The organism is Streptomyces sp. NPDC058335, from assembly GCF_042723915.1.
Taxonomy (GTDB): Bacteria; Actinomycetota; Actinomycetes; order Streptomycetales; family Streptomycetaceae; genus Streptomyces.
Genome location: NZ_JBHXHX010000009.1, coordinates 206,265 through 226,574 on the forward strand (window position 1 = coordinate 206,265; position 20,310 = coordinate 226,574).

Sequence of the window (20,310 nt, forward strand, 5' to 3'; positions counted from 1 at the left end):
GTGCGGTGCAGGTGAAGGTACAGCCGTGCCGGACTTGCTCACCCACCTCGGAACGCAACGTAGACCTGCTCGCCGGAGGCCCCCCTTCACGAAGGCGGCGACCTAACGTCGTTCGGCACGATGCCTTCGGGCCATGGAGAGGAACGAGGAACTCCGGATGACCACCATCAAGGTCGCGTCGGTCCCGCTGCCGGACCGCGGCGGCTCGGTCGTGACGACCCCGCTGATCACCACCCCCGCCGCGAACGGGGAGAACCGGATCACCAGCGGGATGAGCGTCTACCCGGTCGGCTCCGGGGCGCCCCTGCACTCGCACAACTGCGACGAGCACGTGACGGTCCTCGACGGCGAGGCGGAGGTGTGGGTGGACGGCGAGGTGACCAGGCTGGAGCGGTTCGACACGACGTACGTCCCCTCCCCGGTCCCCCACCTGTTCCGCAACGTCGGCGACCGTCCGCTGCGCATCCTGTGGGTGTACTCCTCGGGCCACGTCACGCGCACGTTCACCGAGACGGGCCGGACGGTGGAACACCTGTCGGCGGAGGACCGGATGGGCACGGCCGAGTAGCCGCGACCGGTAACCCCAGCAGGTTCCCGGCCGTTCCGCGACGGGGAGGAGAGTGCGACCGGACGCCGGCCCCGCACCTGCGGCGCGGTGGCCGGCGTCCGTCGTCACCTCCGGTGGCCGGGCAGCCCCTGACCGGCCGCCCGGCCGGTCAGTGCGCGGCCAGCTGCTGCGCGCGCGGGCTGTCCTGGGCGGCCGTCCCCGGGGTGCGCAGGGCCGCGATCCCGATGAAGACCATGGACGAGACGCCGGCCAGGGCGAAGGCGGTGAACCCCCAGTCGCCCTGGTTCGAGGCGAGGAGCTGGCCGCCGAGCCACGGACCGAAGACGGCACCGAAGCGGCCCATGCCGGAGGTCCAGCCGACGGCGGTGGCGCGGTTGTCCGGGTGGGAGCGGATGGACACCGTCGCGTAGATCATCGTCTGGGCGCTGTTGAGGAAGACGCCCGTGAGGAAGACGACGATCATCGTCACCGTCATCGGCATGTGCACACTGAGCAGGTACACGCCGACGGCGGTCAGCGCGAACCAGATCGCCGAGATGCGCGGGGCGCCGAAGCAGTCGGCCGCCCGGCCGGCGATCAGCATGCCCGCGATGCCGCCGAGGTTGAAGACGACCACGAAGGACAGCGCGGAGCCCAGTTCGTAGCCTTCGGCGCGCATCAGGGTGGGCAGCCAGGTGGCGACGCCGTAGACGAGGAGCAGACCGCCGAAGGAGGCCAGCCAGTACAGCAGCGTCTGGGTCCACTCACGACCGCGGAAGAGGCTGACCAGGTTGGTCCAGCGCTCGCCCGCGCCGGCCTTGGCCGACTTGGCGGCGGGCACCTCGACGTCGTAGCGGGCGGCCAGTGCGCGGGCTTCCTCGGTACGTCCCCTGGCGACGAGGAAGCTCAGCGACTCGGGCAGGAACCGGGCGAGGACCGGGGCGAACAGCAGCGGCAGTACGCACACCCAGAACGCGGCACGCCAGCCGACGGGCTCCACGAGCCACTTGGCGACGTAGGCGGAGAGGATGCCGCCGGCGTGGTGGGCGGTCATCAGCAGGCCGATGACGATGGCGCCGCGGCCGCGCGGGGCGTAGTCGGAGACCATGCTGATCGCGGTCGGGAGCAGTCCGCCGAGGCCGACGCCGGCGAGGGTCCGGCCGAGGCCGAAGACGGCGACGCTGTCGGCGAGGGCGCACAGGCCCGAGGCCAGCGAGAAGAGGGTCACGCAGGAGACCATCAGCTTCTTGCGGCCGATCCGGTCGGCGATCGTGCCCGCGGCGAGCGCGCCGATCAGCATGCCGAAGGTGGCGTAGCTGCCGAGGTCGCCGGCCTGGTCCGGGGTGAGGCCGAAGGTCCTGGTCTCCAGCAGGTGCGGGAGGACCGAGCCGTAGATGAACATGTCCAGGCCGTCGAAGAGGACGGCCAGCCAGCAGAGACCGACGACCAGGAGGGCCAGTCTGCTGCCGCGGGCGGACAGGGGGGAGGGGGAGGAGGACATCTTTGTTTCCTCTCGTGCGGGCGGGGTGCCCCGACGCTAAGGACCCACGGCGATTTTCGTCAACACTTTTGTCAACAATCTCATCGACGAGGTGTGGGCATCGGGGCCGCTGGGGCCGTTACGCGACCGGTGGGGTGCCGTGCGTGTGGAACGACGCGATGGTCTGCAGGCCCCAGGCCTGCCCCTTCTTCCGCTCCTCCTCGGTCCAGGTGACCAGCGGCCAGTCGGGCGCCAGCACCAGGCGGGTGAGCGGGTTGCACAGTTCGATGCGGTTGCCGCCGGGCTCGTAGACGTACAGGAAGAACGTCTGCTGGATGGCGTGCTTGTGCGGGCCCGTCTCGATGAACACGCCGCTGTCGATGGCGAGATCGGCGGCGCGCAGGATGTCCTCGCGGGTGTCGGTCGCGAAGGCGATGTGATGCAGCCGCCCGGCACTCCCGGTCCAGTCCGAGGTGTAGACGACGTCGTACGACTTGTCCGTGTACGTCAGCCAGCGTGCCGCGATCCTCCCGGTGTCGAGCCGGATCTGCTCGGTGGGCCGGGCGCCGAGGATGTTCTGCTGGAACTCGGCGTTGGCGAGGACGTCGGCGGCGAGGAAGTTGACGTGGTCCAGGCGGCGTACGCCGACGCCCCGGTTGGGCTTGGCCTGCGGCTGGTTCTTCAGCGCCGGTTTCAGCTCCTCGGGGGCCCGGTAGTACTCGCTCTCCCAGTAGAGGGCGTGCTCGTGGCCGTCCGGGTCGGTGGTGACGTACAGCTTTCCGAGGCCGGGCTCGTCCTCGGCCCAGCGGCCGGTGCCGCCGGCCTCCTCGACCGCCTTCACGCGGCGCTGGAGCGCCTCCTCGCCGGAGGTGCGCAGGGCGAGCCGGCCGAGGCCGGGGGTGGCGCGGGCGGTGAGGACCAGGCTGTGGTGCTCGTAGTCGTCGAAGGTCCGCAGATAGACCGTGTCACCGTCCCGGCCGTTGACGGTGAGGCCCAGGTAGTCGGTGAAGAAGCCGACGCTGGCGTCCAGGTCCGGGGTGAACAGCTGGGCGTGGCCGATGTGCGCGATGTCGCCGAGCGGCGGAGTCATCGTTGACCTCCAAGGGGGTGCGGGTGGATCGGTGCCGTCCCGGCGGACCGGGGGAACACGGTGCCGTCGAAGATCTTGCGGGCCGTGCGGACCACGGCCGTGCGGCGGGCGGAGGGCAGGCCCTCGGGGGTGGGGACGAGGCTGCTTTCGATGTCCAGGAAACCAGTGGGATGTTCTAGGCGAATCCGGTCACTGCCGGGCTCGAGGTGCGCGAGGTCGGCACCGACGCTCCCTTCGATCCGAAGGCCCGCCGCGACTCCGGCCGCGCCGAGCACTCCGATGGAGGGGTGGCAGCGCACGGGGATGAAGGTGCGGGTGGTGACGGCGCCGCCTTCGCGGGGCGGGGCGAGCAGCGTGAGCTTGGGGACGGTGGTGTCCGTCACGTCTCCGAGGCCCATACGGCGGCCCGCCTCCAGCCTGATCCCGCGGAGCCGGCCGGCCAGGCCCGGGACCTCCTCCAGTGCGGCGGGCGACTCGTAGCCGGTGACCTCGAGGGAGGTCGCGGCGATCAGGACCGTCGGCATGCCGTTGTCCACGCAGGTCACCTGGACGCCGTCGATCTCCTCCCGGACGCTGCCGGTGGGCAGGAGCGGGTTCGGGCCGGGCGGGAACTCGATCAGTACGGGTGCCCCGGCGCCCGGTACGCCGGAGATCTCCGCGTCGCCGGTGTGGTCGACCCGGCCGCCGGGCGTCGGGAAGGTCGCCGTGGCCCGGTCGCCGCTGTTGACCATGCGGATGCGGACGGAGGTCTCCCGGGGGCCCGCCGGCACGAGTCCGCGCTCGACGGCGAACGGTCCGACGCCGGCGAGGATGTTCCCGCAGTTCTGACGATCACTCACCTCGGGCCGGTCGACGGAGACTTGGAGGAAGAGGTAGTCGACATCGGTGTCCGGATCGGCCGAGGGTGAGACCACGGCCACCTTGCTGGTGAGCGGATGGGCGCCCCCCAGGCCGTCGATCTGGCGCTCGTCGGGACTGCCCATGATCCGCAGCAACAGGTCGTCGCGCAGGGCCCCTTCGGCGGGGAGGTCGGCGGCGAGGAAGTAGGCGCCCTTGGAGGTGCCGCCCCGCATCAGCAGGCACGGCACCCCCTCGGGCACACCGCTCACGAGGACTCCCCCGCGTCCGCGGCGCCCGCCGTGTACTCGTCGTAACTCCGGTACTCGACGCCGAGCCGCTTCAGGGTGTCGCGCAACCCGTAGCGGTCCAGACCCAGTTGGCCGTCGAGGAACGCGGCGCGGGCCTTCGCCTCCTTGACCTCGCGGGCCTCGGACGCCTCGGCGGTGGCGCGGGCGCGTTCGCGCGGGACGACCACGACACCGTCGTCGTCGGCGAGGATCACGTCACCGGGGCGGATCACCTGGCCGTCGACGGCCACGGGGACGTTGACCGAGCCGCCGGTGGCCTTCACCGTGCCTTGCGCGCAGACGGCACGGGACCAGGCCGGGAAGTCCATCTCGCGCAGTTCCTGGGTGTCGCGGATGCCGGCGTTGATGACCAGGCCGCGCACGCCCCGCTGGCGCAGCGCGGTGGCGAACAGCTCGCCGAACATGCCGTCCGTGGACGGCGAGGTGGTGGTGACGACGAGGATGTCGCCCTCGCCGCACTGCTCGACGGCCGCGTGGATCATCAGGTTGTCGCCGGGCCAGCTGAGCACCGTGACGGCGGTGCCGGCGACCCGTACGCCCTGCTGGATCGGGCGGATCCCCGGGCCCAGCAGGCCCGTTCGCCCCATCGCCTCGCTCACGGTGGCCACCCCGAAGGCGGCCAGCGCGTCGACGTCCTTCGGGTTCGCCTTCGGCGGGCCGGTGACGATCACGCCGCTCATGCCAGCTCCTTCGCGATCTGCGGGTAGGGGCGCATGTACGCCTCGGCCATCGTCCTGTGCGCGAGGCCCAGGTTGGGGCCCGCGTTGCGCTTGAGCTGGACGCCTCGGCGGACGGCGAGGTCGGTGTAGTAGTCCCACAGGTGCTGCTGGGCGCCGAGGCACTCCATGGCCTTGCGCTTGGTCTCCCACACCTCGGTGATGTCGAGGAGGACCTCGGGCCGGAAGCCGCTCATCTCGGGCTGGTGCGGCTCGAAGTAGAAGACGGGCGGGGCGCCGATGATCTCGCCGGGACCCGGGTAGCCGATGGCCTGGGCGAGGACGCGGGCCTCCAGGGCCATGCGGTTGGCGGCCGGGTGGTCGCCGTTGTACGGGTCCTCGGTGGGGTGGGTGAGGACGACGTCCGGCTGGGTCTCGCGGTAGACCTCGACCAGCCTGTCGGTCAGCTCGGCGGTCACGACCAGCGGGTAGTCGCCCGCGTCGAAGAAACGGACCTCGGCGCCGAGGGTGGCGGCGGCGCGCTCGGCCTCGTCCCGGCGGATCGCCTTGATCTCGTCCAGCTTCTTGCCCTCGCGCCATGCCTTGGCGGACTCGCCGCGCTCGCCGAAGGTCAGGCACGCGATGGTGACCCGCTCCCCGCGCGAGGCGGCCAGGGCGATGGCACCGCCCGCCCGCCACACGAAGTCACCGGCGTGCGCGGTGACGACGAGGGTCGATCGGGGTGGGCCGGCGGGCGCTGTGGCCTGGGTCATGCTGCAATCTCCCTTGTGGGGCGGCTCGCCTCCGGAGCGCTCCGACCGGCGTTCGTGGGACCGCGACCGCGCGTTCGGCCCCCTTCGGGCCTCCGCACGCTCGCGCTCCCGGACACCGGCGCGCCCCATCGGCTCACTCGCCGTGGTGAACAGGTGGGCGCCCGCCCCGCGCAGCCGTGATCAGTCGCGCAGCGCCTCGATCACGCTGGTGAGGTGGGCGCGGACGGCCGCCTCGGCCGCCTGCGGGTCCCTGGCCCTGATCGCTTCGATCATGGTCAGGTGCTCGTTCAGGGATTGCTGCGGACGCCCCGGCCTCAGCGCCAACTGGAAGCGGTGACGCACCAGTTGGGCGTTGAGCCGCTCCAGCAGCTCCTGCGCGGTCCGCTGGTCGGAGAACTCCCGGATGCGGACGTGCAGTTCGTGGTTGAGCTCGGAGTAGGTCACCGGCTCACCATCGGCCACGGACTTGCTCATCGCGGTGCCGAGGTCGGTCAGCCGGTCCAGTTGGTCGTCGCTGGCCGCGACGGCCGCCTTCGCCGCGCACAGCCCTTCGAGGACCATCCGGCACTCGGTGATGGCGACCGCTTCGTCCACGCTCACCACCCGCACCCGCGAGCCGCGGTTGCGGATCCGTTCGACGAGTCCCTGGGACTCCAGATCGATGAGCGCCGCGCGGATGCTGGCCCGCGTCACACCGAACTGCTCGGCGAGCTCGTTCTCCACCAGCCGCTGCGCCGGTGCCATCTCGCCGTGCAGGATCGCCTGCCGCAGCTGCGCGAGCGCATGCTGCTTGGCCTGCTCCCCGGTGCTCGGACGGGCTTCTTTCGGCATCGTTGCCCTCCCTGAGTGAGTGCCTGTCGAACCTAAATCTAGCCAAACAAGATTGTCAACAATTTTGTCTGCCATATTGCGGTGGGCTCGACGAGCCTACGGGCCCGGAGCCGTGGGATCCCGCCATGTACGCCGGTCCGCCCTGTCTCCCAAGGCCACCGGCTCCGGCAGGGGCTTCGGCCGCGACGAAATGTCACGCCGTCCGCTCCGATACCGCACACACCGTCAACCCCGCCCCACGCACCGCCTCGTTAAAGTCGCCCCATGACACCCAGCTTCGCTCTCCACATCCCCGACGCCGATCTCGAACCCGAGCCGCTCGACCCCGGGCAGATCGTGTCGGGGGCGCCCGAGGTGAGCGGCAAGGTGGTGTGGGAGTCGCCGGACGGGCGGCAGGTTCGGGGGATCTGGCAGATCACGCCGGGAGTCGTCACCGACACCGAGGCGGACGAGCTGTTCGTGGTGATCAGCGGTTCGGCGACCGTCGAGGTCGAGGGCGGGGCCACGCTGCGGGTCGGGCCCGGCGACATGGCGGTACTGCGCGCCGGCGACCGGACGACGTGGACCGTGCACGAGACCCTGCGCAAGGCGTACGCCATCAACCTCTGACGGTCCCCGGCACCACCGGCGGCCCCGAGGTCCCCCGCACCTCCAGCGTCGGTGCCGTCAGGTGGAGGCGGCCCTCTCCGCCGGGCCGCTCCAGGCGGTCGAGGAGGCAGCGGGCGGCGCGGCGGCCGACCTCGTGGCCGGCGTGGTCGACGGTGGTGAGCCACAGGTGGCGCAGGCGGGAGATGCTCGTGTTGTCGTAGCCGACGAGGGACAGGTCGCGGGGGACGGAGAGGCCCAGTTCCTCGGCCGCGGAGAGGGCGCCGACGCACGCGATGTCGTTGACGGCGAAGACGGCGGTGGGCCGGTCGGGCCGGCTGAGCAGCCGTACGGTGGCGCGGTAGCCGCCCTCCTCCGTCATGTCGCACGGCTCGACCGGCGCCCGCTCCGCGAGCCCGCGCTCGCGCATCACCGACTCGAAGCCGGCCCGGCGCAGCTCGCCGACGGCGCCGTAGCCGGCGAGGTGCGCGATCGTGCGGTGGCCGAGGCCGATGAGGTGCTCGGTGACCAGCCGGGCGCCCCGCCCGTCGTCGTTGGCGACGACGTCCACCCCCGTCGGCACCGGCTCGCGCGCACCCGCGACGACGACCGGGATGCGGGCGGCGACCGCGTCGAGGGCGGCCGGGTCGGGCAGCGTGCCGACGACGACCAGGCCGTCGGCCCGCAGGTCGAGGAACGGTCCGGCGAGGTCGCGGCCCACGCGCCGGTTGAGGCGGGCGTCGGCGAGCAGCATGTGCAGGCCGCTCGCGGACAGCAGCGAGTTGAGGCCGTCGAGGAGATCGACGTACCAGGGATTGCGCAGGTCGTTGAGGAGGACCCCGATGGTCCGGGTGCGGCGTTCGCTGAGGCTGCGGGCCGCCGCGTTGGGCCGGTAGCCCAGCTCGCGCACGGCCTTCAGAACGGCGTCCCGCTTCTCGGCGCGCACCTGGTCGGAGCCGCGCAGGACGAGGGAGACCAGGGACTTGGACACGCCGGCCCGGTCGGCGACGTCACGGATGGTCGGCGCTCTCATGCGGTGGACCGTTCCATGGGCCACGCCGGTTGTCAAAGGGCCTTGACACGCTGGGAAGAGCACCCTCAGGGTGACCTGGACAGGATATGGACCGGTCCAAAGAAGGGCTGCTGCCGTGAGTGATCCGCTGGGTGTGGCCGTCGTCGGGTTCGGCTGGATGGGCCGGGTGCACACCCAGGCCTACACGCGCGTGCCGCACCATTACCCGCAGCTGGCCCTGCGGCCCGAGCTGATCACGGTCGCCGAGGAGGTGCCGGGCCGGGCCGAACAGGCCGCCGGGCAGTACGGGTTCGCCTCGGCGGTCCGCGACTGGCGGGAGGTCGCCGCCGACCCCCGGGTGGGCGCGGTCAGCATCACCGCGCCGAACTTCCTGCACCGCGAGATCGGCGTGGCGATGGCCGGGGCCGGCAAGCACATCTGGATCGAGAAGCCGGTGGGCCTCACGGCCGGCGACGCCCGTGCGGTCGCGGACGCGGTCGCGAAGGCCGGCGTCCAGGGCGCGGTCGGCTTCAACTACCGCAACGCGCCCGCCGTGGAGGCCGCCCGCGACCTGATCGCCGCCGGTGACATCGGCGTGGTCACCCACGTCCGCATCCGCCTCTTCAGCGACTACGCCGCCCACCCCGACTCCGCCCTGACCTGGCGCTACGAGCGTGAGCGCGGCGGCAGCGGGGTCCTCGGCGACCTCGCCTCGCACGGGGCCGACCTGGCCCGCTTCCTGCTCGGCGAGATCATGTCACTGACCGCCGACACCGCCGTCTTCGTCCCCGAGCGGGCCCGTCCCACCGGGACCACCGCCGGCCACACGCTGGCCACGGGCGGCGAACCGGGACCGGTCGAGAACGAGGACTACGTCAGCTGTCTGCTCCGGTTCCGCTCCGGCGCCCGCGGCGTCCTGGAGGCCTGCCGGGTCTCCGTCGGCGAGCAGAACTCCTACGGCTTCGAGGTGCACGGCACCCGCGGCGCGGTGTCCTGGGACTTCCGCCGGATGAACGAGCTGGCCGTCAGCCGCGGCACCACGTACCAGGACCAGCCGGTGAGCACGGTGTACGTCGGCCCCGGCGCGGGCGAGTTCGGCGCCTTCCAGCCGGGCGCCGCGAACGCGATGGGCTATGACGACCTGAAGGTGATCGAGGCCTACCGCTTCCTCCGCTCGATCGCCGAGGGCACCCCGTACGGGGCGACCCTCACGGACGCCGTGCGCAGTGCGGCCGTTCTGGACGCGATGGCGCGCTCGGCGGAGAGCGGGGCCTGGGTGGACGTGCCCACGGCCTGACCGGACGGCCGTCAGCCGAGGGCGGCGGGCGGCATGTTGTACGGCGTCACCACCTGGATCGCCGACGGCGGTACCGGCCCGGCGGGCGGCAGCGCGCCGTGCGCCCGCATCACGGCGTGGCAGGCCTCCCGCATGTCCTGGCGCAGGTCGTGGTGGAGCACGGCGGAGAGCCGGTGCTCGCGCAGCAGGCGGGTGTTGTCGTGGTCGAGGTCGTGGGCGACGAACACGGCGCACTCCCGGCCGAGGTCGGCGAAGGCGCGCAGGGTGGCGATGTTGCCGCCGCCGATGGAGTAGACGGCGCGGATCTCCGGGTCGCGTTCGAGGGCGGCGCGGACGAGGTCGTACTGGGTGGCGTCGAGGCCCTGCCCCTCGGCGATCTCCACGAGCGCGCGCTGCGGGTGGCGGGCGCGCACGGCGCCGCGGAAACCCATCTCCCGCTCCTCCTCGTTGCGGAAGAAGCCGCTGCTGAGACTGGTGAGCACATTGCCGGGCCGCTCGCCCAGCCACTGGCCCATGAGGTAGGCGGCGGTGGCGCCGGCGGCCCGGTTGTCGATGCCGACGTAGGCGAGGCGGGCCGAGGTGGGCAGGTCGGTCACGAGGGTCACCACCGGGACGCCGGCCTCCGTGAGCCGGCCGACGGCGGCCGTGACCTCGGGGACGTCGGGCGCCTTGAGGACCACGCCCTGGGAGCCGCGCCGGGCGATCCGGTCCAGGGTGCGGACCAGTTCGGCGACGGGTCCGGTCTCCCGGAAGTGGAAGCGGGAGCGGACGACCGCGGGGTGCAGCGCCGGCAGCTCGGCCTCCAGGGCGGCCCGTACGGCGGTGGAGAACCGTTCGGGTGTCTGCATCACGATGTCGATCATGAAGGTGCGGCCGACCAGCCGGACCTGGGTGCGCTGCCGGTCGAGGTCGGTGATCGCCCGGCGGACCTCCCGCACGGTGCTCTCGCGCACCCCTCCCCTGCCGTTGAGGACCCGGTCCACGGTGGCCTCGCTGAGGCCCGCCTGCCGGGCTATCTCACGGATCGGGAAGGGATGCCCCATGTCGTCGTCTCCTTGAGGGGTTTTTGATGGCTTCCTGCTGGTTGTTCGAGGGGTTTGTACTGACAAGAATGACAGCGCCGGGCAACGCCTGTCACCGAGCCGGGCGACTCCCGTTCACGATCCGTCCGACCGAGCCGGGCGACTCCCCTCCACGGAGCCGTCCCACCGAGCCGAACCACCCCTGTCACCGAGAGGACGACGATGTCCTTCACCCCCTGGCTGTCCGAGCGGGACTGCGACCTCGACGCCTTCCGCGCGCTGGTCGAACGCGGGACCGAGGTCGCCGACTACCCGCACGCCGCCTCCGTGGAGCAGAACGTCCTCGTGTACGACGGCGACCGGCTGCGCGGCGGCGTCGTCCCGGAGGTCGGGGCCGAGCTGGTCCGCGCCCTCGCCGACGGGCCCGGCATCGTGGTGTTCCGGGACGCCTTCCCCGACCCGGCGGTCGTCGACCGGCTGACGGCCGTGTTCGACGCCCTGATCGCCGAGCAGCGCGCGTCGGGCACGGCCGCCGGCGACCACTTCGCGAAGCCCGGCGCCAACGACCGGGTGTGGAACGCGCTGGAGAAGGCCGCCCGGCACGACCCGGAGGCGTTCGCCGACTACTACGCCAACGACCTCCTCGCCCTGGTCGCACGGGCCTGGCTCGGCCCCGGCTACCAGGTGACCTCGCAGGTCAACGTCGTCAATCCGGGCGGCGCCGCACAGACCGCGCACCGCGACTACCACCTCGGGTTCCTGTCGAACGAGGCCGCGGCCGCCTACCCGGCGCACGTCCACCGGCTCTCCCCCGTGCTCACCCTCCAGGGCGCGGTCGCCCACTGCGACATGCCCGTGGAGTCCGGTCCGACGATGTATCTGCCTCACTCGCAGAAGTACGGCCCCGGCTATCTCGCGTGGCGACTGCCCGAGTTCCGGGCCTACTTCGAGGAACGGCACGTCCAGCTGCCCCTGACCCGGGGCGACGCCGTCTTCTTCAACCCGGCCCTCTTCCACGCGGCCGGCACCAACCGCTCCGCCGGCATCCGCCGTACCGCGAACCTGCTCCAGGTGTCCTCCGCGTTCGGCCGGGCCATGGAGACGGTCGACCGGGAGGCGGTGACGAACGCCGTGTACCCGGTGCTGCTGAAGCGCGCCGCGGACGGCGCCGGCACGGCCTGGCTGGAGCGGGTGGTCGCCGCGAGCGCCGAGGGCTACCCCTTCCCCACCAACCTCGACAGCGACCCGCCGGTGGACGGCCTGGCCCCGCCCTCGCAGGCGGACACCGTACGGCGGGCGCTGCGCGAGGCCTGGACCCCCGAAGCCCTGCGGGACGCGCTGCGGGCCGGCGCCCGACGGCGCGCGAGCTGAAAGGACCTTCCCCCCATGGGATCTCTCCCCTCCACCGGCCCCCTCCCCTCCACGGGGCTTCTCGCCGACAAGGTCGTCCTCGTCAACGGCGGCAGCCAGGGCGTGGGCGCGGCGATCGCGCGGGCCGCCGTCCGCGAGGGCGCCGTCGTGGCGGTCACCGGCCGCCGCCCGGAACCGGGCGAGGCACTGGTCGCGGAACTGGCAGCGGCCGGCGGCAAGGCGATGTTCGTCCGGGCGGACCTCGCGGACGCGGAACAGGCGAAGGCCGCCGTGACCCGCACCGTCGAGGCGTACGGCCGGGTGGACTGCCTCGTGAACTCCGCCGGGCTGACCTCGCGGGGCACGCTGCTGGACACCACGCCCGAGCTGTTCGACCAGCACATCGCGATCAACCTGAAGGCGCCGTTCTTCGCCATGCAGGCCGCCGTCGCCGACATGGTCGGCCGGGGCGCCCCCGGCACCGTCGTCAACATCATCACCTCGTCGGCGCACGGCGGACAGCCGTTCCTCGCCCCGTACGTCGCCGCCAAGGCGGGTCTGGCCGGCCTGACCCGCAACGCGGCGCACGCCCACCGCCACGACCGGGTCCGCATCAACGGCCTGAACATCGGCTGGACGGCGACGGAAGGCGAGGACGCGACCCAGCGGGCCTTCCACGGCGCCGGGGACGACTGGCTCGAGCGGGCGGCCGCCCGGCTGCCGATGGGCAAGCTCGGCCAGCCGGACGAGATCGCCGACTTCGTGGTGTTCCTGCTGTCCGAGCGGTCCGGCGTGGTCACCGGTTCGGTGATCGACTGGGACCAGAACGTGCTCGGCGGCCTCGACTAGCTCACTCCTCCCCTCCCCCGGTAACGACCTCCCCTGTACGACGCCCAAGGAGCTGCACCCCATGCGTATCGGCATTCTCGGCCTCGGCCGCATCGGCGCCTTCCACGCCGAGACCCTGTCCGGACTCGACGCCGTCGAGTCGCTCGTCGTGTCCGACCCGTTCGCCGAGGCCGCCAAGTCCGCCGCCGACCGGTTCGGCGCCGAGGTCGCCGACTCCCCCGAGGCCGTGCTGGCGGCCGGGGTGGACGGCATCGTCGTGGCCGCCGCCACCGACGCCCACCCCGCGCTGATCCTCGCCGCCGTGGAGGCGGGCGTGCCCGTGTTCTGCGAGAAGCCCGTCGCCCGGACCATGCGGGAGGGCGTCGACGTGCTGAAGGCCGTGCGGGGCAGGGACGTGCCGATCCAGATCGGCTACAACCGCCGCTTCGACGCCGGTTTCGTCGCCGCGCGTGCCGCCGTACGCTCCGGTGAGCTGGGCACGCTGCACACCGTGCGCTCCACCACCCTGGACCCGGCGCCGCCGCCGGCCGCGTACATCGCCGCGTCGGGCGGTATCTTCCGGGACTGTTCGGTACACGACTTCGACATCATCCGCTGGGTGACGGGCCGTGAGGTGCGCGAGGTGTACGCGGTGGGCGGGAACCGGGGCGCCGACTACATCCGGGAGGCGGGCGACGCCGACACCACGGGGGCGATCCTCACCCTGGACGACGGCACGATCGCCGTGATCTCCAACTCCCGGCACAACGCCCGCGGTTACGACGTCCGCATGGAGATCCACGGCTTCCAGGACTCCATCGCCGTGGGCCTGGAGGACAAGCTGCCGCTGCGCTCGGTGGAGCCGGGCGTGACCTTCCCGGCCGGGACCCCGCACGACTTCTTCATGGACCGCTTCACCGCCGCCTACCGGGCCGAACTCACCGCGTTCACCGAGGTGGTGGCCGGCAGCCGGCCCTCCCCCTGCACGATCGAGGACGCCCTGGAGGCCGGCTGGATCGCGGAGGCGTGCACGCTGTCCCTGCGCGAGCACCGGCCGGTGACGATCGCGGAGGTCCGCACCGCCTGAGCGGCGTACGTGACTCCTGAGGGGGGTACGGCTGGGAGGTCACCCGGCTCGGTGCCGGGTACCTCCCTCACCTCGCGGCGGGCTGGCTCGGCAGGTTGAAGACGTGGTCCGGAGAGATGATCTTCGTGATGGCGTCGCCGAAGAGGGTGCTGGGTTCCTCGTTCTTGTAATTGATGTCGGTGTTCAGCAGGACGACGAGAGTGGCCTGGGCCGACGGCAGGTAGATGGTCAGGGACTCGTAGCCCGGCAGCGAGCCGTTGTGGCCGATCCAGCCCTGCACGTCGAAGATGCCGAGACCGTATCCGGCGCCGGGGATCGGCGTGGGCGGTGTGGTCAGCCGCTCCTTCTGCGTGGCGGGGCTGATCAGCCGTTCGCCGTCGGGGAGCTGGCCGGTGGCCACGGTCCGCGCCCAGACCCGCATGTCCTCCAGCGTGGAGATCATCGCGCCGGCGGCCCAGCCCCAGGAGGGGTTCCAGTCGGCCGTGTCCTCGACCGCGCCGGTCGCGGTCTGGTTCGTGTAACCCTGCGCGTGCGGCTGCGGGAACTCGTTCCCGGCGGGGAAGCTCGTGTCGTCCAGGCCGGCCGGATCGAGGATGTGCTCCTGGATGTAGTCCGCGAGGGTCTGCCCGCTGATCTTCTCGACGACCATGCCGAGCAGGATCAGATTGGTGTTGGAGTAGAAGAACTCCGCGCCGGGCTGGAACATCACGGGGTGCTTGAAGGAGTAGTCGAGCAACTGCTGCGGGGCGAACGGCCGTTGCGGATCGGACGTCAGCGCCTTGAAGAAGTCCTCGTCCTGCGAGTAGTTGAACAGCCCGCTGCGCATGCCGGCCAGCTGCCGCAGGGTGATCCTGTCGCCGTTCGGTACACCGTCGACGTACTCGTCGATGGTGTCGTCGAGGCCGATCCTCTTCTCGTCGACCAGTTCCAGCACGGCCGTGACGGTGAACGTCTTGGTCTCGCTGCCGATCCGCATGAAGAGGTCCGGGGTCATCTTCCGGCCGGTGTCCTTGTCGGCGACGCCGAAGGACTTCACGTGCTCGCCCTTGTCGGGGGTCCAGACGCCGACGGAGACGCCGGGGACGTTCGCCTGTTCCATCACCCGCCGCACGGCCTGGTCGATCCGCTGCTTCACCTCCGGCGTGAGGTCGCGCACCTCGTCACCGGAGGGGGTCGGGGAGGGCGCCGCGGCGACGGTCGCCCCGGCGAGGGGCGCCGCCGCCCCCGCCGTACCGCCCAGGGCCGGCAGTACCAGGGCCCCCACCGCGGACGCGACGACGGCCCCTCTGCACAGGCGGACACACGGATGCGTCATGGCTCACTCCCACCAGGAGACTTCGCCGCGGGCCACAGCCGCACCAGGGGCACGGGCCGCGCGCGGCCCATCAGCACCAGCATAGGAGCGGGGGCGGACCGTCGCCTCTCGGCGGCACGGGGCCCGTGCGCCATGGTCGGCCCATGCAGGCGCAGATCCCTGCCGCCCGGGTGACCGGCATCCGGGAGGTCCTCGCCGACCACCCCGCTACCGGGGCGAGCGCGACCTTCGCGCCCTCCACCTCCGGCCCCTGGTGCGCGAGTTGGCTCCACCTGCCTGGTCGCGCGCTCCGCGGACGGCGTGCTCGGCCATCTCATGGGCTTCGTCACCCCCGACCGCACCGGCTGCGTCCACCTGTCGCCACCCGCGACGACGCCCGCGGCACGGGCCTCGGCCGCGCGCTGCACGACGCCTTCACGGACGCGGCCCGCGCCCAGGGAGCCGTCCGGCTCAAGGCCGTCACGAGGCCCGGCAACAAGGTCTCCGTCGCCTTCCACCGCAGCCTCGGCCTCGCCGTCCGGCTGGACGCGGAGTACAACGGTCCCGGTCAGGCCCGGGTGGTGTTCACGCGCGAGCCTGCCCGGTGGCGAACCGTACGTGGAGGTGGCCGTCGTTCGGGAACTCCGGTGGCGCGGCGGGCAGCACGGTGTCGAAGCCGTAGCCGGTCTTCTCCGCGACCCGGCAGGAGGCGGTGTTCTCGGCCTCGTGCATCAGCCGGAGCCGGGTCATCCCGGGGAAGGCGGTGAAGGCCCAGTCCGTCAGCGTGGCGAGCGCCCGCGGAGCCACGCCGCGGCCGCGCGCGTGTGCCGCGGTCCAGTAGCCGACCTCCGGCTCCGCGCCGTGCGGCGCCTTCAGCACGACGTGCCCCGCCAACCGCCCCTCGCCACCGCCCGGTCGCGCCTCCAGAACGGCGAAGGCGAGGCGCTCCTCCTTCGCCCACTGGTCGCCCTGGTGCCGCACCCAGCGCAGCGCCTCCGCCTCGTCCCGCACGGTCACGGCGGCCCAGCGGCGCAGTACCGGGTCCCGGTACGCCTCGGCCACGCCGGCGGCGTCCTCGGGACGCCACGGGCGCAGCAACAGCGCGGGCGCCGAGCCGGTGGCACCGGCCTCCAGTCGTACCTGTCGTACGGCGCTCTCGTCCATGCCCGTCAGCCTAGGTGACGCGCCCTCAGGCCTTGCCCCCACCCGACCCCGCCACGGGTGCGGTGAGGTCCTGCTCCTCGGGGAGCTTGTCGACGTCGACACCGCTGACCTGCGCCAACTCGTGCTTGAGGGCGGCGAGTTCGGTGCCGCCGGCCATGTGGTTGGTGAGTTCTTCGAGGCTGACCCGGTCGCGGTCGGCGGAGAGTTCCATGGTGCCGAGGCGCAGGACGCTGAAGTGGTCGCCGACCATGTAGGCGTGGTGGGGGTTGTGGGTGATGAAGATGACGCCGAGGCCGCGGTCGCGGGCGGCGGCGATGTACTTGAGGACGACGCCGGACTGTTTGACGCCGAGCGCCGCGGTGGGCTCGTCCAGGATGAGGACGCGGGCGCCGAAGTGGACGGCGCGGGCGATGGCGACGCACTGGCGCTGGCCGCCGGAGAGCGTGCCGATGGGCTGTTCGAGGTCGTCGAGGACGATGCCCATGTTGCGCAGTTCCTCGTCGGCGGTCCGCTTCATCGTCTCGATGTCGAGGCGCCGCACGGGCCAGGGGCCCTTGGTGATCTCGGAGCCGAGGAAGAAGTTGCGCCAGACGGGCATGAGGGGAACGGTGGCGAGGTCCTGGTAGACGGTCGCGATACCGCGGTCGAGGGCCTCGCGCGGGGTGGAGAAGCGCACCGGTTCGCCGTCGACGAGGAACTCGCCCTCGGTGTGCTGGTGCAGCCCCGAGACGATCTTGATGAGGGTGGACTTGCCGGCGCCGTTGTCGCCCAGCACGCAGGCGACCTTGCCGGGACGGACGGTCAGGTCCACGCCGTGCAGGGCGCGGATGTTGCCGTAGGACTTGCCCGCGTCGCGCAGTTCCACCAGCGGGCGGTCGGCGTCGGCCGGGGGGATGTCCGCGAGGACGGCACCGTGGGTGCCGGTGTTGTCGTTCGTCATGGGGGTCACCTCCGGGTGGCCGTGCGCTGGACCCACAGATTGATCAGGACGGCGCCCAGGAGCATGACGCCGAGGAAGGCCTTGAACCAGTCGGGGTTCCAGCCGGCGTAGACGATGCCCTGCTGGACCATGCCGAACATGAAGGCGCCGAAGACCGGGCCGATCGCCGAGCCGTAGCCGCCGGTCAGCAGACAGCCGCCGATGACCGCCGCCGCGATGTAGATCAGCTCCTGGCCGACGCCCTCGCCGGACTGCACCGTGTTGAACGTGAACAGCTGGTGCATGCCGACGAACCAGGCGCCGAAACCGACCAGCATGAACAGCGAGATCTTGGTGAACGTCACCGGGACACCGACGGCCCGCGCGGACTCCTTGTTGCCGCCGACGGCGAAGATCCAGTTGCCGTACTTGGTACGCAGCAGCACCCAGGTGGCGATGGCGGCGAAGACCAGCCACCACACGACCGTGATCTTCACCTGGACGCCGCCGACGTCGAAGGACGAGGCGAAGATCTTCTTCGCCTGGCCGAAGCCGTCCATGTTGCTGATGTCGTCGGTGGCGACGTTCCCGGTGACCAGCTTGGTCACAGCGAGGTTGACGCCCTGGAGGATCAGGAAGGTGCCGAGGGTGACCAGGAAGCTGGGCAGGCCGGTCTTGACCAGCATCCAGCCGTTCAACGCGCCGATCCCGAGGGACACGACCAGCGCGACGACCACACCGACCCAGATGTTCATGGTCAGTTGGTAGCTGAGCATGCTCGCCGTGAGCGCCGAGGTGATCACCGCGACACCGGCCGACAGGTCGAACTCGCCGCCGATCATCAGCAGCGCGACCGGCAGCGCCATGATCCCGATGGTCGAGGACTGGTACAGGACGTTCGCCATCGAGCTGCCGTCGCGCACCGGCGGAGCCGTGATCAGGAAGAAGACGAACACCGCGACGGCACCGAGGAAGACACCCACCTCGGGCCGGGCCAGCAGCCGCAGGGCCGGCGAGCGTCGGGAGGTCCGGCCGTCGGTCTCCTTACGGCCGGGGGCCGGCGGTGTGGTCACCGCCGGCTCGGCGTGCTGGGTCATGCTCATCACCGGGTGCCCTTCGCGGCGTACGCGGCGACCGCGTCGACGTTGGACTTGTCGACGAAGGCCGGACCGGTCAGCACCGGCTGCTCCCCGCCGCCCATGTAGTTGCCGTTGTTCTTGTAGAGCCACATCGAGTCGATCGCCAAGTAGCCCTGGAGGTAGGGCTGCTGGTCGACGGCGAACTGGATGGTGCCCTGGCTGATGGCGCCCGTCAGGTTCTTGTTCAGGTCGAAGGTGGCGATCTTCGCCTTGCTGCCCGCCTCCGACACCGACTGGACCGCGGTCAGCGCGTACGGGGCGCCCAGGGTCACGACGTAGTCGATGGCGCTGTCCTGCTTGAGCTTGGCGGTGATCGTCGACTTCACCGACGGCATGTCGGTGCCGTTGACGTACACGGTCTCCGTGGAGCCGGAGAAGGTCTTCTTCACCCCGTCGCAGCGCTGGGTGAGACCGATGTTGCCCTGCTCCTGGACCACACAGGCGACCTTCTTGGCGCCCTCGGAGTTCAGCCTGTTGCCGAGCGCTTCGCCGGCCACCGTCTCGTCCTGGCCGAAGAACTGCAGCAGACCGAGGTTCTTCCACTCGCTGACACCGGAGTTGAGGCCGACGACGGGTATGTTCGCGGCCTTCGCCTTGGCGATGACGTCCTTGAGGGCGTCCGGCTTGGCGAGGGTGACGGCGATGCCGTCGACCTTCTGGTCGATCGCGTTCTGCACCAGGGTGGACTGGTTTCCGGCGTTGGGGTCGGCGGAGTAGATCAGTTCGACGTTGTCCTTGGCGGCGGCGGCCTCGGCGCCCTTGCGGACGATGTCCCAGAAGGTGTCGCCGGGCGACTGGTGGGTCACCAGCGCGACGGTCATCCGGGGTGTCGTGGCCTTGCCGGCGGAGGCCTCACCCGCTCCGTCCTCGGACTTCTTGCCGCCGGAGCTGCTGGAGCAGCCCGCGAGGGTCAGGGCGACCGCCGCGGCCATGGCCACGACCGGGGCGATTCTGCGGGGACGGGAGGGAGAAGAGCTGTCCATCTTTCCTGCACCTCACTGTGCGACAGGGGAACGACGGGGAAAGGGGAGTCGATCACGAGGATCCGGGCCCGGACCTGGAGGTCGGGAACTGCGACGCTGCTGGGACGGGATCCAATCCCCCGGAGGCGCCCGCTGTCAATACTTTGTTAAGACATCATTTCACGATCAGGTCCGAATGTAAGAACAAATCATTGACACCGGGGCCGGGCGGGCCCTACACCTGAGGGGGCGATCTCTACCCCGCGTACAGGGGGGTCACCCCCCGCCCGAGGAGGTGCCCGATGCCGAGGACCGGTGACCGTTTGCCGAGGACCGGTGACCGTACCCGTGCCGCGTCGGGGTCGGCGCTGGACGCGCTGGACTTCACGCTGGACCGCACCAGCCCGGTGCCGCTCTACCACCAGCTCGCCCAGCAGCTCGAGGCGGCCGTCGAGCGCGGGGCACTCGCCCCCGGCAACCTGCTCGGCAACGAGATCGACCTGTCGACCCGGCTCGGCCTGTCCCGCCCGACGGTCCGTCAGGCCATCCAGTCACTGGTCGACAAGGGCCTGCTGGTGCGCCGCCGCGGCGTCGGCACCCAGGTGGTGCACAGCCAGGTGAAACGGCCGCTGGAACTGAGCAGCCTCTACGACGACCTGGAGGCGGCCGGGCAGGGACCGACCACGCACGTCGTCCGCAACGAACGCGTCCCGGCGACGGCCGATGTCGCCGCCGCGCTGGGGATACCGGAGGGCGCCGAGGTCACGCTCCTGGAGCGGCTGCGCTCGACGCACGGACAGCCGGTGGCGTTCCTGTGCAACTACCTGCCCCCGGCCCTGCTGGACCTCGACACGGCACGGCTGGAGGGGACCGGACTGTACCGGCTGCTGCGCGCGGCGGGCGTCACGCTGCACAGCGCCCGGCAGACCATCGGCGCCCGCTCCGCCACCGCCGAGGAGGCCGCCCTGCTCGCGGAGAGGGCGGGGGCGGCCCTGCTGACCATGCAGCGCACGGCGTACGACGACACGGGGCGCGCGGTCGAGTACGGGACGCACGTCTACCGTGCGTCCCGGTACGCGTTCGACTTCCGGCTGCTGGTCAGACCGTGAGGGCTACCGGCCCCTGA

Annotated in this window: 20 protein-coding genes and 1 pseudogene; 8 read left to right on the top strand and 13 right to left on the bottom strand. The window is 71.6% G+C overall.

The window, feature by feature from the left end; translation table 11 throughout:
• Positions 1–157: 157 nt before the first annotated feature.
• Complete coding sequence (locus ACFWJX_RS19790) at positions 158–568, top strand: cupin domain-containing protein (protein WP_383244562.1); 411 nt, start codon at positions 158–160, stop codon at positions 566–568.
• Between the two features lie 148 nt (positions 569–716).
• Here the strand turns inward: ACFWJX_RS19790 and ACFWJX_RS19795 are convergent, their stop codons facing one another.
• The 6 genes from ACFWJX_RS19795 to ACFWJX_RS19820 form a co-directional block, all read right to left on the bottom strand.
• A complete protein-coding gene (locus tag ACFWJX_RS19795; protein ID WP_383244564.1) occupies positions 717–2,048 on the bottom strand; it encodes an MFS transporter in 1,332 nt (443 codons plus the stop codon).
• A 118-nt stretch (positions 2,049–2,166) separates the two neighbouring features.
• Positions 2,167–3,117: a catechol 2,3-dioxygenase gene (locus ACFWJX_RS19800; protein WP_383244567.1), complete on the bottom strand. Its 951-nt coding sequence runs from the start codon at positions 3,115–3,117 to the stop codon at positions 2,167–2,169.
• Positions 3,114–4,226: a 4-oxalomesaconate tautomerase gene (locus ACFWJX_RS19805; protein ID WP_383244570.1), complete on the bottom strand. Its 1,113-nt coding sequence runs from the start codon at positions 4,224–4,226 to the stop codon at positions 3,114–3,116. Before ACFWJX_RS19805 ends, ACFWJX_RS19800 begins: the two co-directional genes overlap by 4 nt.
• Complete coding sequence (locus ACFWJX_RS19810; RefSeq protein ID WP_383244572.1) at positions 4,223–4,945, bottom strand: 4-carboxy-4-hydroxy-2-oxoadipate aldolase/oxaloacetate decarboxylase; 723 nt, start codon at positions 4,943–4,945, stop codon at positions 4,223–4,225. The genes ACFWJX_RS19805 and ACFWJX_RS19810 overlap by 4 nt, the downstream gene beginning before the upstream one ends.
• Positions 4,942–5,694, bottom strand: a complete 753-nt coding sequence (locus tag ACFWJX_RS19815) for a PIG-L deacetylase family protein (RefSeq protein ID WP_383244575.1) — start codon at positions 5,692–5,694, stop codon at positions 4,942–4,944. Before ACFWJX_RS19815 ends, ACFWJX_RS19810 begins: the two co-directional genes overlap by 4 nt.
• Before the next feature lie 180 nt (positions 5,695–5,874).
• The gene (locus tag ACFWJX_RS19820; protein ID WP_383244578.1) at positions 5,875–6,525 is read right to left on the bottom strand and encodes a GntR family transcriptional regulator; all 651 of its coding nucleotides are present in this window, start codon (positions 6,523–6,525) and stop codon (positions 5,875–5,877) included.
• 264 nt (positions 6,526–6,789) lie between these two features.
• Between ACFWJX_RS19820 and ACFWJX_RS19825 the strand changes: the two genes are divergently transcribed.
• A complete protein-coding gene (locus ACFWJX_RS19825; protein WP_383244581.1) occupies positions 6,790–7,134 on the top strand; it encodes a cupin domain-containing protein in 345 nt (114 codons plus the stop codon).
• On the opposite strand, the gene ACFWJX_RS19830 is transcribed toward ACFWJX_RS19825, so the two are convergent.
• The gene (locus ACFWJX_RS19830) at positions 7,124–8,143 is read right to left on the bottom strand and encodes a LacI family DNA-binding transcriptional regulator (protein ID WP_383244584.1); all 1,020 of its coding nucleotides are present in this window, start codon (positions 8,141–8,143) and stop codon (positions 7,124–7,126) included. The genes ACFWJX_RS19825 and ACFWJX_RS19830 overlap by 11 nt on opposite strands.
• Before the next feature lie 115 nt (positions 8,144–8,258).
• Between ACFWJX_RS19830 and ACFWJX_RS19835 the strand changes: the two genes are divergently transcribed.
• A complete protein-coding gene (locus ACFWJX_RS19835) occupies positions 8,259–9,419 on the top strand; it encodes a Gfo/Idh/MocA family protein (RefSeq protein WP_383244587.1) in 1,161 nt (386 codons plus the stop codon).
• Positions 9,420–9,430: 11 nt separating this feature from the next.
• Here the strand turns inward: ACFWJX_RS19835 and ACFWJX_RS19840 are convergent, their stop codons facing one another.
• Positions 9,431–10,462 (bottom strand): LacI family DNA-binding transcriptional regulator, encoded by a 1,032-nt coding sequence (locus ACFWJX_RS19840; protein WP_383244590.1) that lies wholly within the window; start codon positions 10,460–10,462, stop codon positions 9,431–9,433.
• 201 nt (positions 10,463–10,663) lie between these two features.
• On the opposite strand from ACFWJX_RS19840, the gene ACFWJX_RS19845 reads away from it, so the two are divergent.
• The 3 genes from ACFWJX_RS19845 (at position 10,664) to ACFWJX_RS19855 (ending at position 13,706) form a co-directional block, all read left to right on the top strand.
• Positions 10,664–11,812, top strand: a complete 1,149-nt coding sequence (locus ACFWJX_RS19845; RefSeq protein WP_383244593.1) for a phytanoyl-CoA dioxygenase family protein — start codon at positions 10,664–10,666, stop codon at positions 11,810–11,812.
• Between the two features lie 15 nt (positions 11,813–11,827).
• Complete coding sequence (locus ACFWJX_RS19850) at positions 11,828–12,640, top strand: SDR family oxidoreductase (RefSeq protein WP_383244595.1); 813 nt, start codon at positions 11,828–11,830, stop codon at positions 12,638–12,640.
• 61 nt (positions 12,641–12,701) lie between these two features.
• Entirely contained in the window at positions 12,702–13,706 is a 1,005-nt protein-coding gene (locus tag ACFWJX_RS19855) for a Gfo/Idh/MocA family oxidoreductase (protein ID WP_383244598.1), read from the top strand.
• 67 nt (positions 13,707–13,773) lie between these two features.
• On the opposite strand, the gene ACFWJX_RS19860 is transcribed toward ACFWJX_RS19855, so the two are convergent.
• Positions 13,774–15,021 (bottom strand): serine hydrolase domain-containing protein, encoded by a 1,248-nt coding sequence (locus ACFWJX_RS19860; protein WP_383244601.1) that lies wholly within the window; start codon positions 15,019–15,021, stop codon positions 13,774–13,776.
• A 143-nt stretch (positions 15,022–15,164) separates the two neighbouring features.
• On the opposite strand from ACFWJX_RS19860, the pseudogene ACFWJX_RS19865 reads away from it, so the two are divergent.
• Positions 15,165–15,596 (top strand): annotated as a pseudogene (locus ACFWJX_RS19865) (GNAT family N-acetyltransferase); the annotation flags it as partial.
• On the opposite strand, the gene ACFWJX_RS19870 reads toward ACFWJX_RS19865, so the two are convergent.
• The 4 genes from ACFWJX_RS19870 to ACFWJX_RS19885 are packed head-to-tail and all read right to left on the bottom strand — an operon-like array spanning position 15,586 to position 19,205.
• Positions 15,586–16,164 (bottom strand): GNAT family N-acetyltransferase, encoded by a 579-nt coding sequence (locus ACFWJX_RS19870; RefSeq protein ID WP_383244604.1) that lies wholly within the window; start codon positions 16,162–16,164, stop codon positions 15,586–15,588. The pseudogene ACFWJX_RS19865 and the gene ACFWJX_RS19870 overlap by 11 nt on opposite strands.
• 25 nt (positions 16,165–16,189) lie before the next feature.
• On the bottom strand, positions 16,190–17,104 hold the full coding sequence (locus tag ACFWJX_RS19875) for an ATP-binding cassette domain-containing protein (RefSeq protein WP_383244607.1): 915 nt from the start codon (positions 17,102–17,104) through the stop codon (positions 16,190–16,192).
• Positions 17,105–17,109: 5 nt separating this feature from the next.
• A complete protein-coding gene (locus tag ACFWJX_RS19880) occupies positions 17,110–18,186 on the bottom strand; it encodes an ABC transporter permease (protein ID WP_383244610.1) in 1,077 nt (358 codons plus the stop codon).
• Positions 18,186–19,205, bottom strand: a complete 1,020-nt coding sequence (locus ACFWJX_RS19885) for a sugar ABC transporter substrate-binding protein (RefSeq protein WP_383244613.1) — start codon at positions 19,203–19,205, stop codon at positions 18,186–18,188. Before ACFWJX_RS19885 ends, ACFWJX_RS19880 begins: the two co-directional genes overlap by 1 nt.
• Before the next feature lie 302 nt (positions 19,206–19,507).
• On the opposite strand from ACFWJX_RS19885, the gene ACFWJX_RS19890 reads away from it, so the two are divergent.
• A complete protein-coding gene (locus ACFWJX_RS19890; RefSeq protein ID WP_383245028.1) occupies positions 19,508–20,293 on the top strand; it encodes a GntR family transcriptional regulator in 786 nt (261 codons plus the stop codon).
• Positions 20,294–20,310 lie beyond the last annotated feature (17 nt).

What these genes read in the sequence shown, in the direction of transcription:
- ACFWJX_RS19790 (WP_383244562.1), top strand. Translation starts at nt 158, where the DNA reads ATGACCACCATCAAGGTCGCGTCGGTCCCGCTGCCGGACCGCGGCGGC.
- ACFWJX_RS19795 (WP_383244564.1), bottom strand. Translation starts at nt 2,048, where the DNA reads ATGTCCTCCTCCCCCTCCCCCCTGTCCGCCCGCGGCAGCAGACTGGCC.
- ACFWJX_RS19800 (WP_383244567.1), bottom strand. Translation starts at nt 3,117, where the DNA reads ATGACTCCGCCGCTCGGCGACATCGCGCACATCGGCCACGCCCAGCTG.
- ACFWJX_RS19810 (WP_383244572.1), bottom strand. Translation starts at nt 4,945, where the DNA reads ATGAGCGGCGTGATCGTCACCGGCCCGCCGAAGGCGAACCCGAAGGAC.
- ACFWJX_RS19815 (WP_383244575.1), bottom strand. Translation starts at nt 5,694, where the DNA reads ATGACCCAGGCCACAGCGCCCGCCGGCCCACCCCGATCGACCCTCGTC.
- ACFWJX_RS19820 (WP_383244578.1), bottom strand. Translation starts at nt 6,525, where the DNA reads ATGCCGAAAGAAGCCCGTCCGAGCACCGGGGAGCAGGCCAAGCAGCAT.
- ACFWJX_RS19825 (WP_383244581.1), top strand. Translation starts at nt 6,790, where the DNA reads ATGACACCCAGCTTCGCTCTCCACATCCCCGACGCCGATCTCGAACCC.
- ACFWJX_RS19830 (WP_383244584.1), bottom strand. Translation starts at nt 8,143, where the DNA reads ATGAGAGCGCCGACCATCCGTGACGTCGCCGACCGGGCCGGCGTGTCC.
- ACFWJX_RS19840 (WP_383244590.1), bottom strand. Translation starts at nt 10,462, where the DNA reads ATGGGGCATCCCTTCCCGATCCGTGAGATAGCCCGGCAGGCGGGCCTC.
- ACFWJX_RS19845 (WP_383244593.1), top strand. Translation starts at nt 10,664, where the DNA reads ATGTCCTTCACCCCCTGGCTGTCCGAGCGGGACTGCGACCTCGACGCC.
- ACFWJX_RS19850 (WP_383244595.1), top strand. Translation starts at nt 11,828, where the DNA reads ATGGGATCTCTCCCCTCCACCGGCCCCCTCCCCTCCACGGGGCTTCTC.
- ACFWJX_RS19855 (WP_383244598.1), top strand. Translation starts at nt 12,702, where the DNA reads ATGCGTATCGGCATTCTCGGCCTCGGCCGCATCGGCGCCTTCCACGCC.
- ACFWJX_RS19860 (WP_383244601.1), bottom strand. Translation starts at nt 15,021, where the DNA reads ATGACGCATCCGTGTGTCCGCCTGTGCAGAGGGGCCGTCGTCGCGTCC.
- ACFWJX_RS19870 (WP_383244604.1), bottom strand. Translation starts at nt 16,164, where the DNA reads ATGGACGAGAGCGCCGTACGACAGGTACGACTGGAGGCCGGTGCCACC.
- ACFWJX_RS19875 (WP_383244607.1), bottom strand. Translation starts at nt 17,104, where the DNA reads ATGACGAACGACAACACCGGCACCCACGGTGCCGTCCTCGCGGACATC.
- ACFWJX_RS19880 (WP_383244610.1), bottom strand. Translation starts at nt 18,186, where the DNA reads ATGAGCATGACCCAGCACGCCGAGCCGGCGGTGACCACACCGCCGGCC.
- ACFWJX_RS19885 (WP_383244613.1), bottom strand. Translation starts at nt 19,205, where the DNA reads ATGGACAGCTCTTCTCCCTCCCGTCCCCGCAGAATCGCCCCGGTCGTG.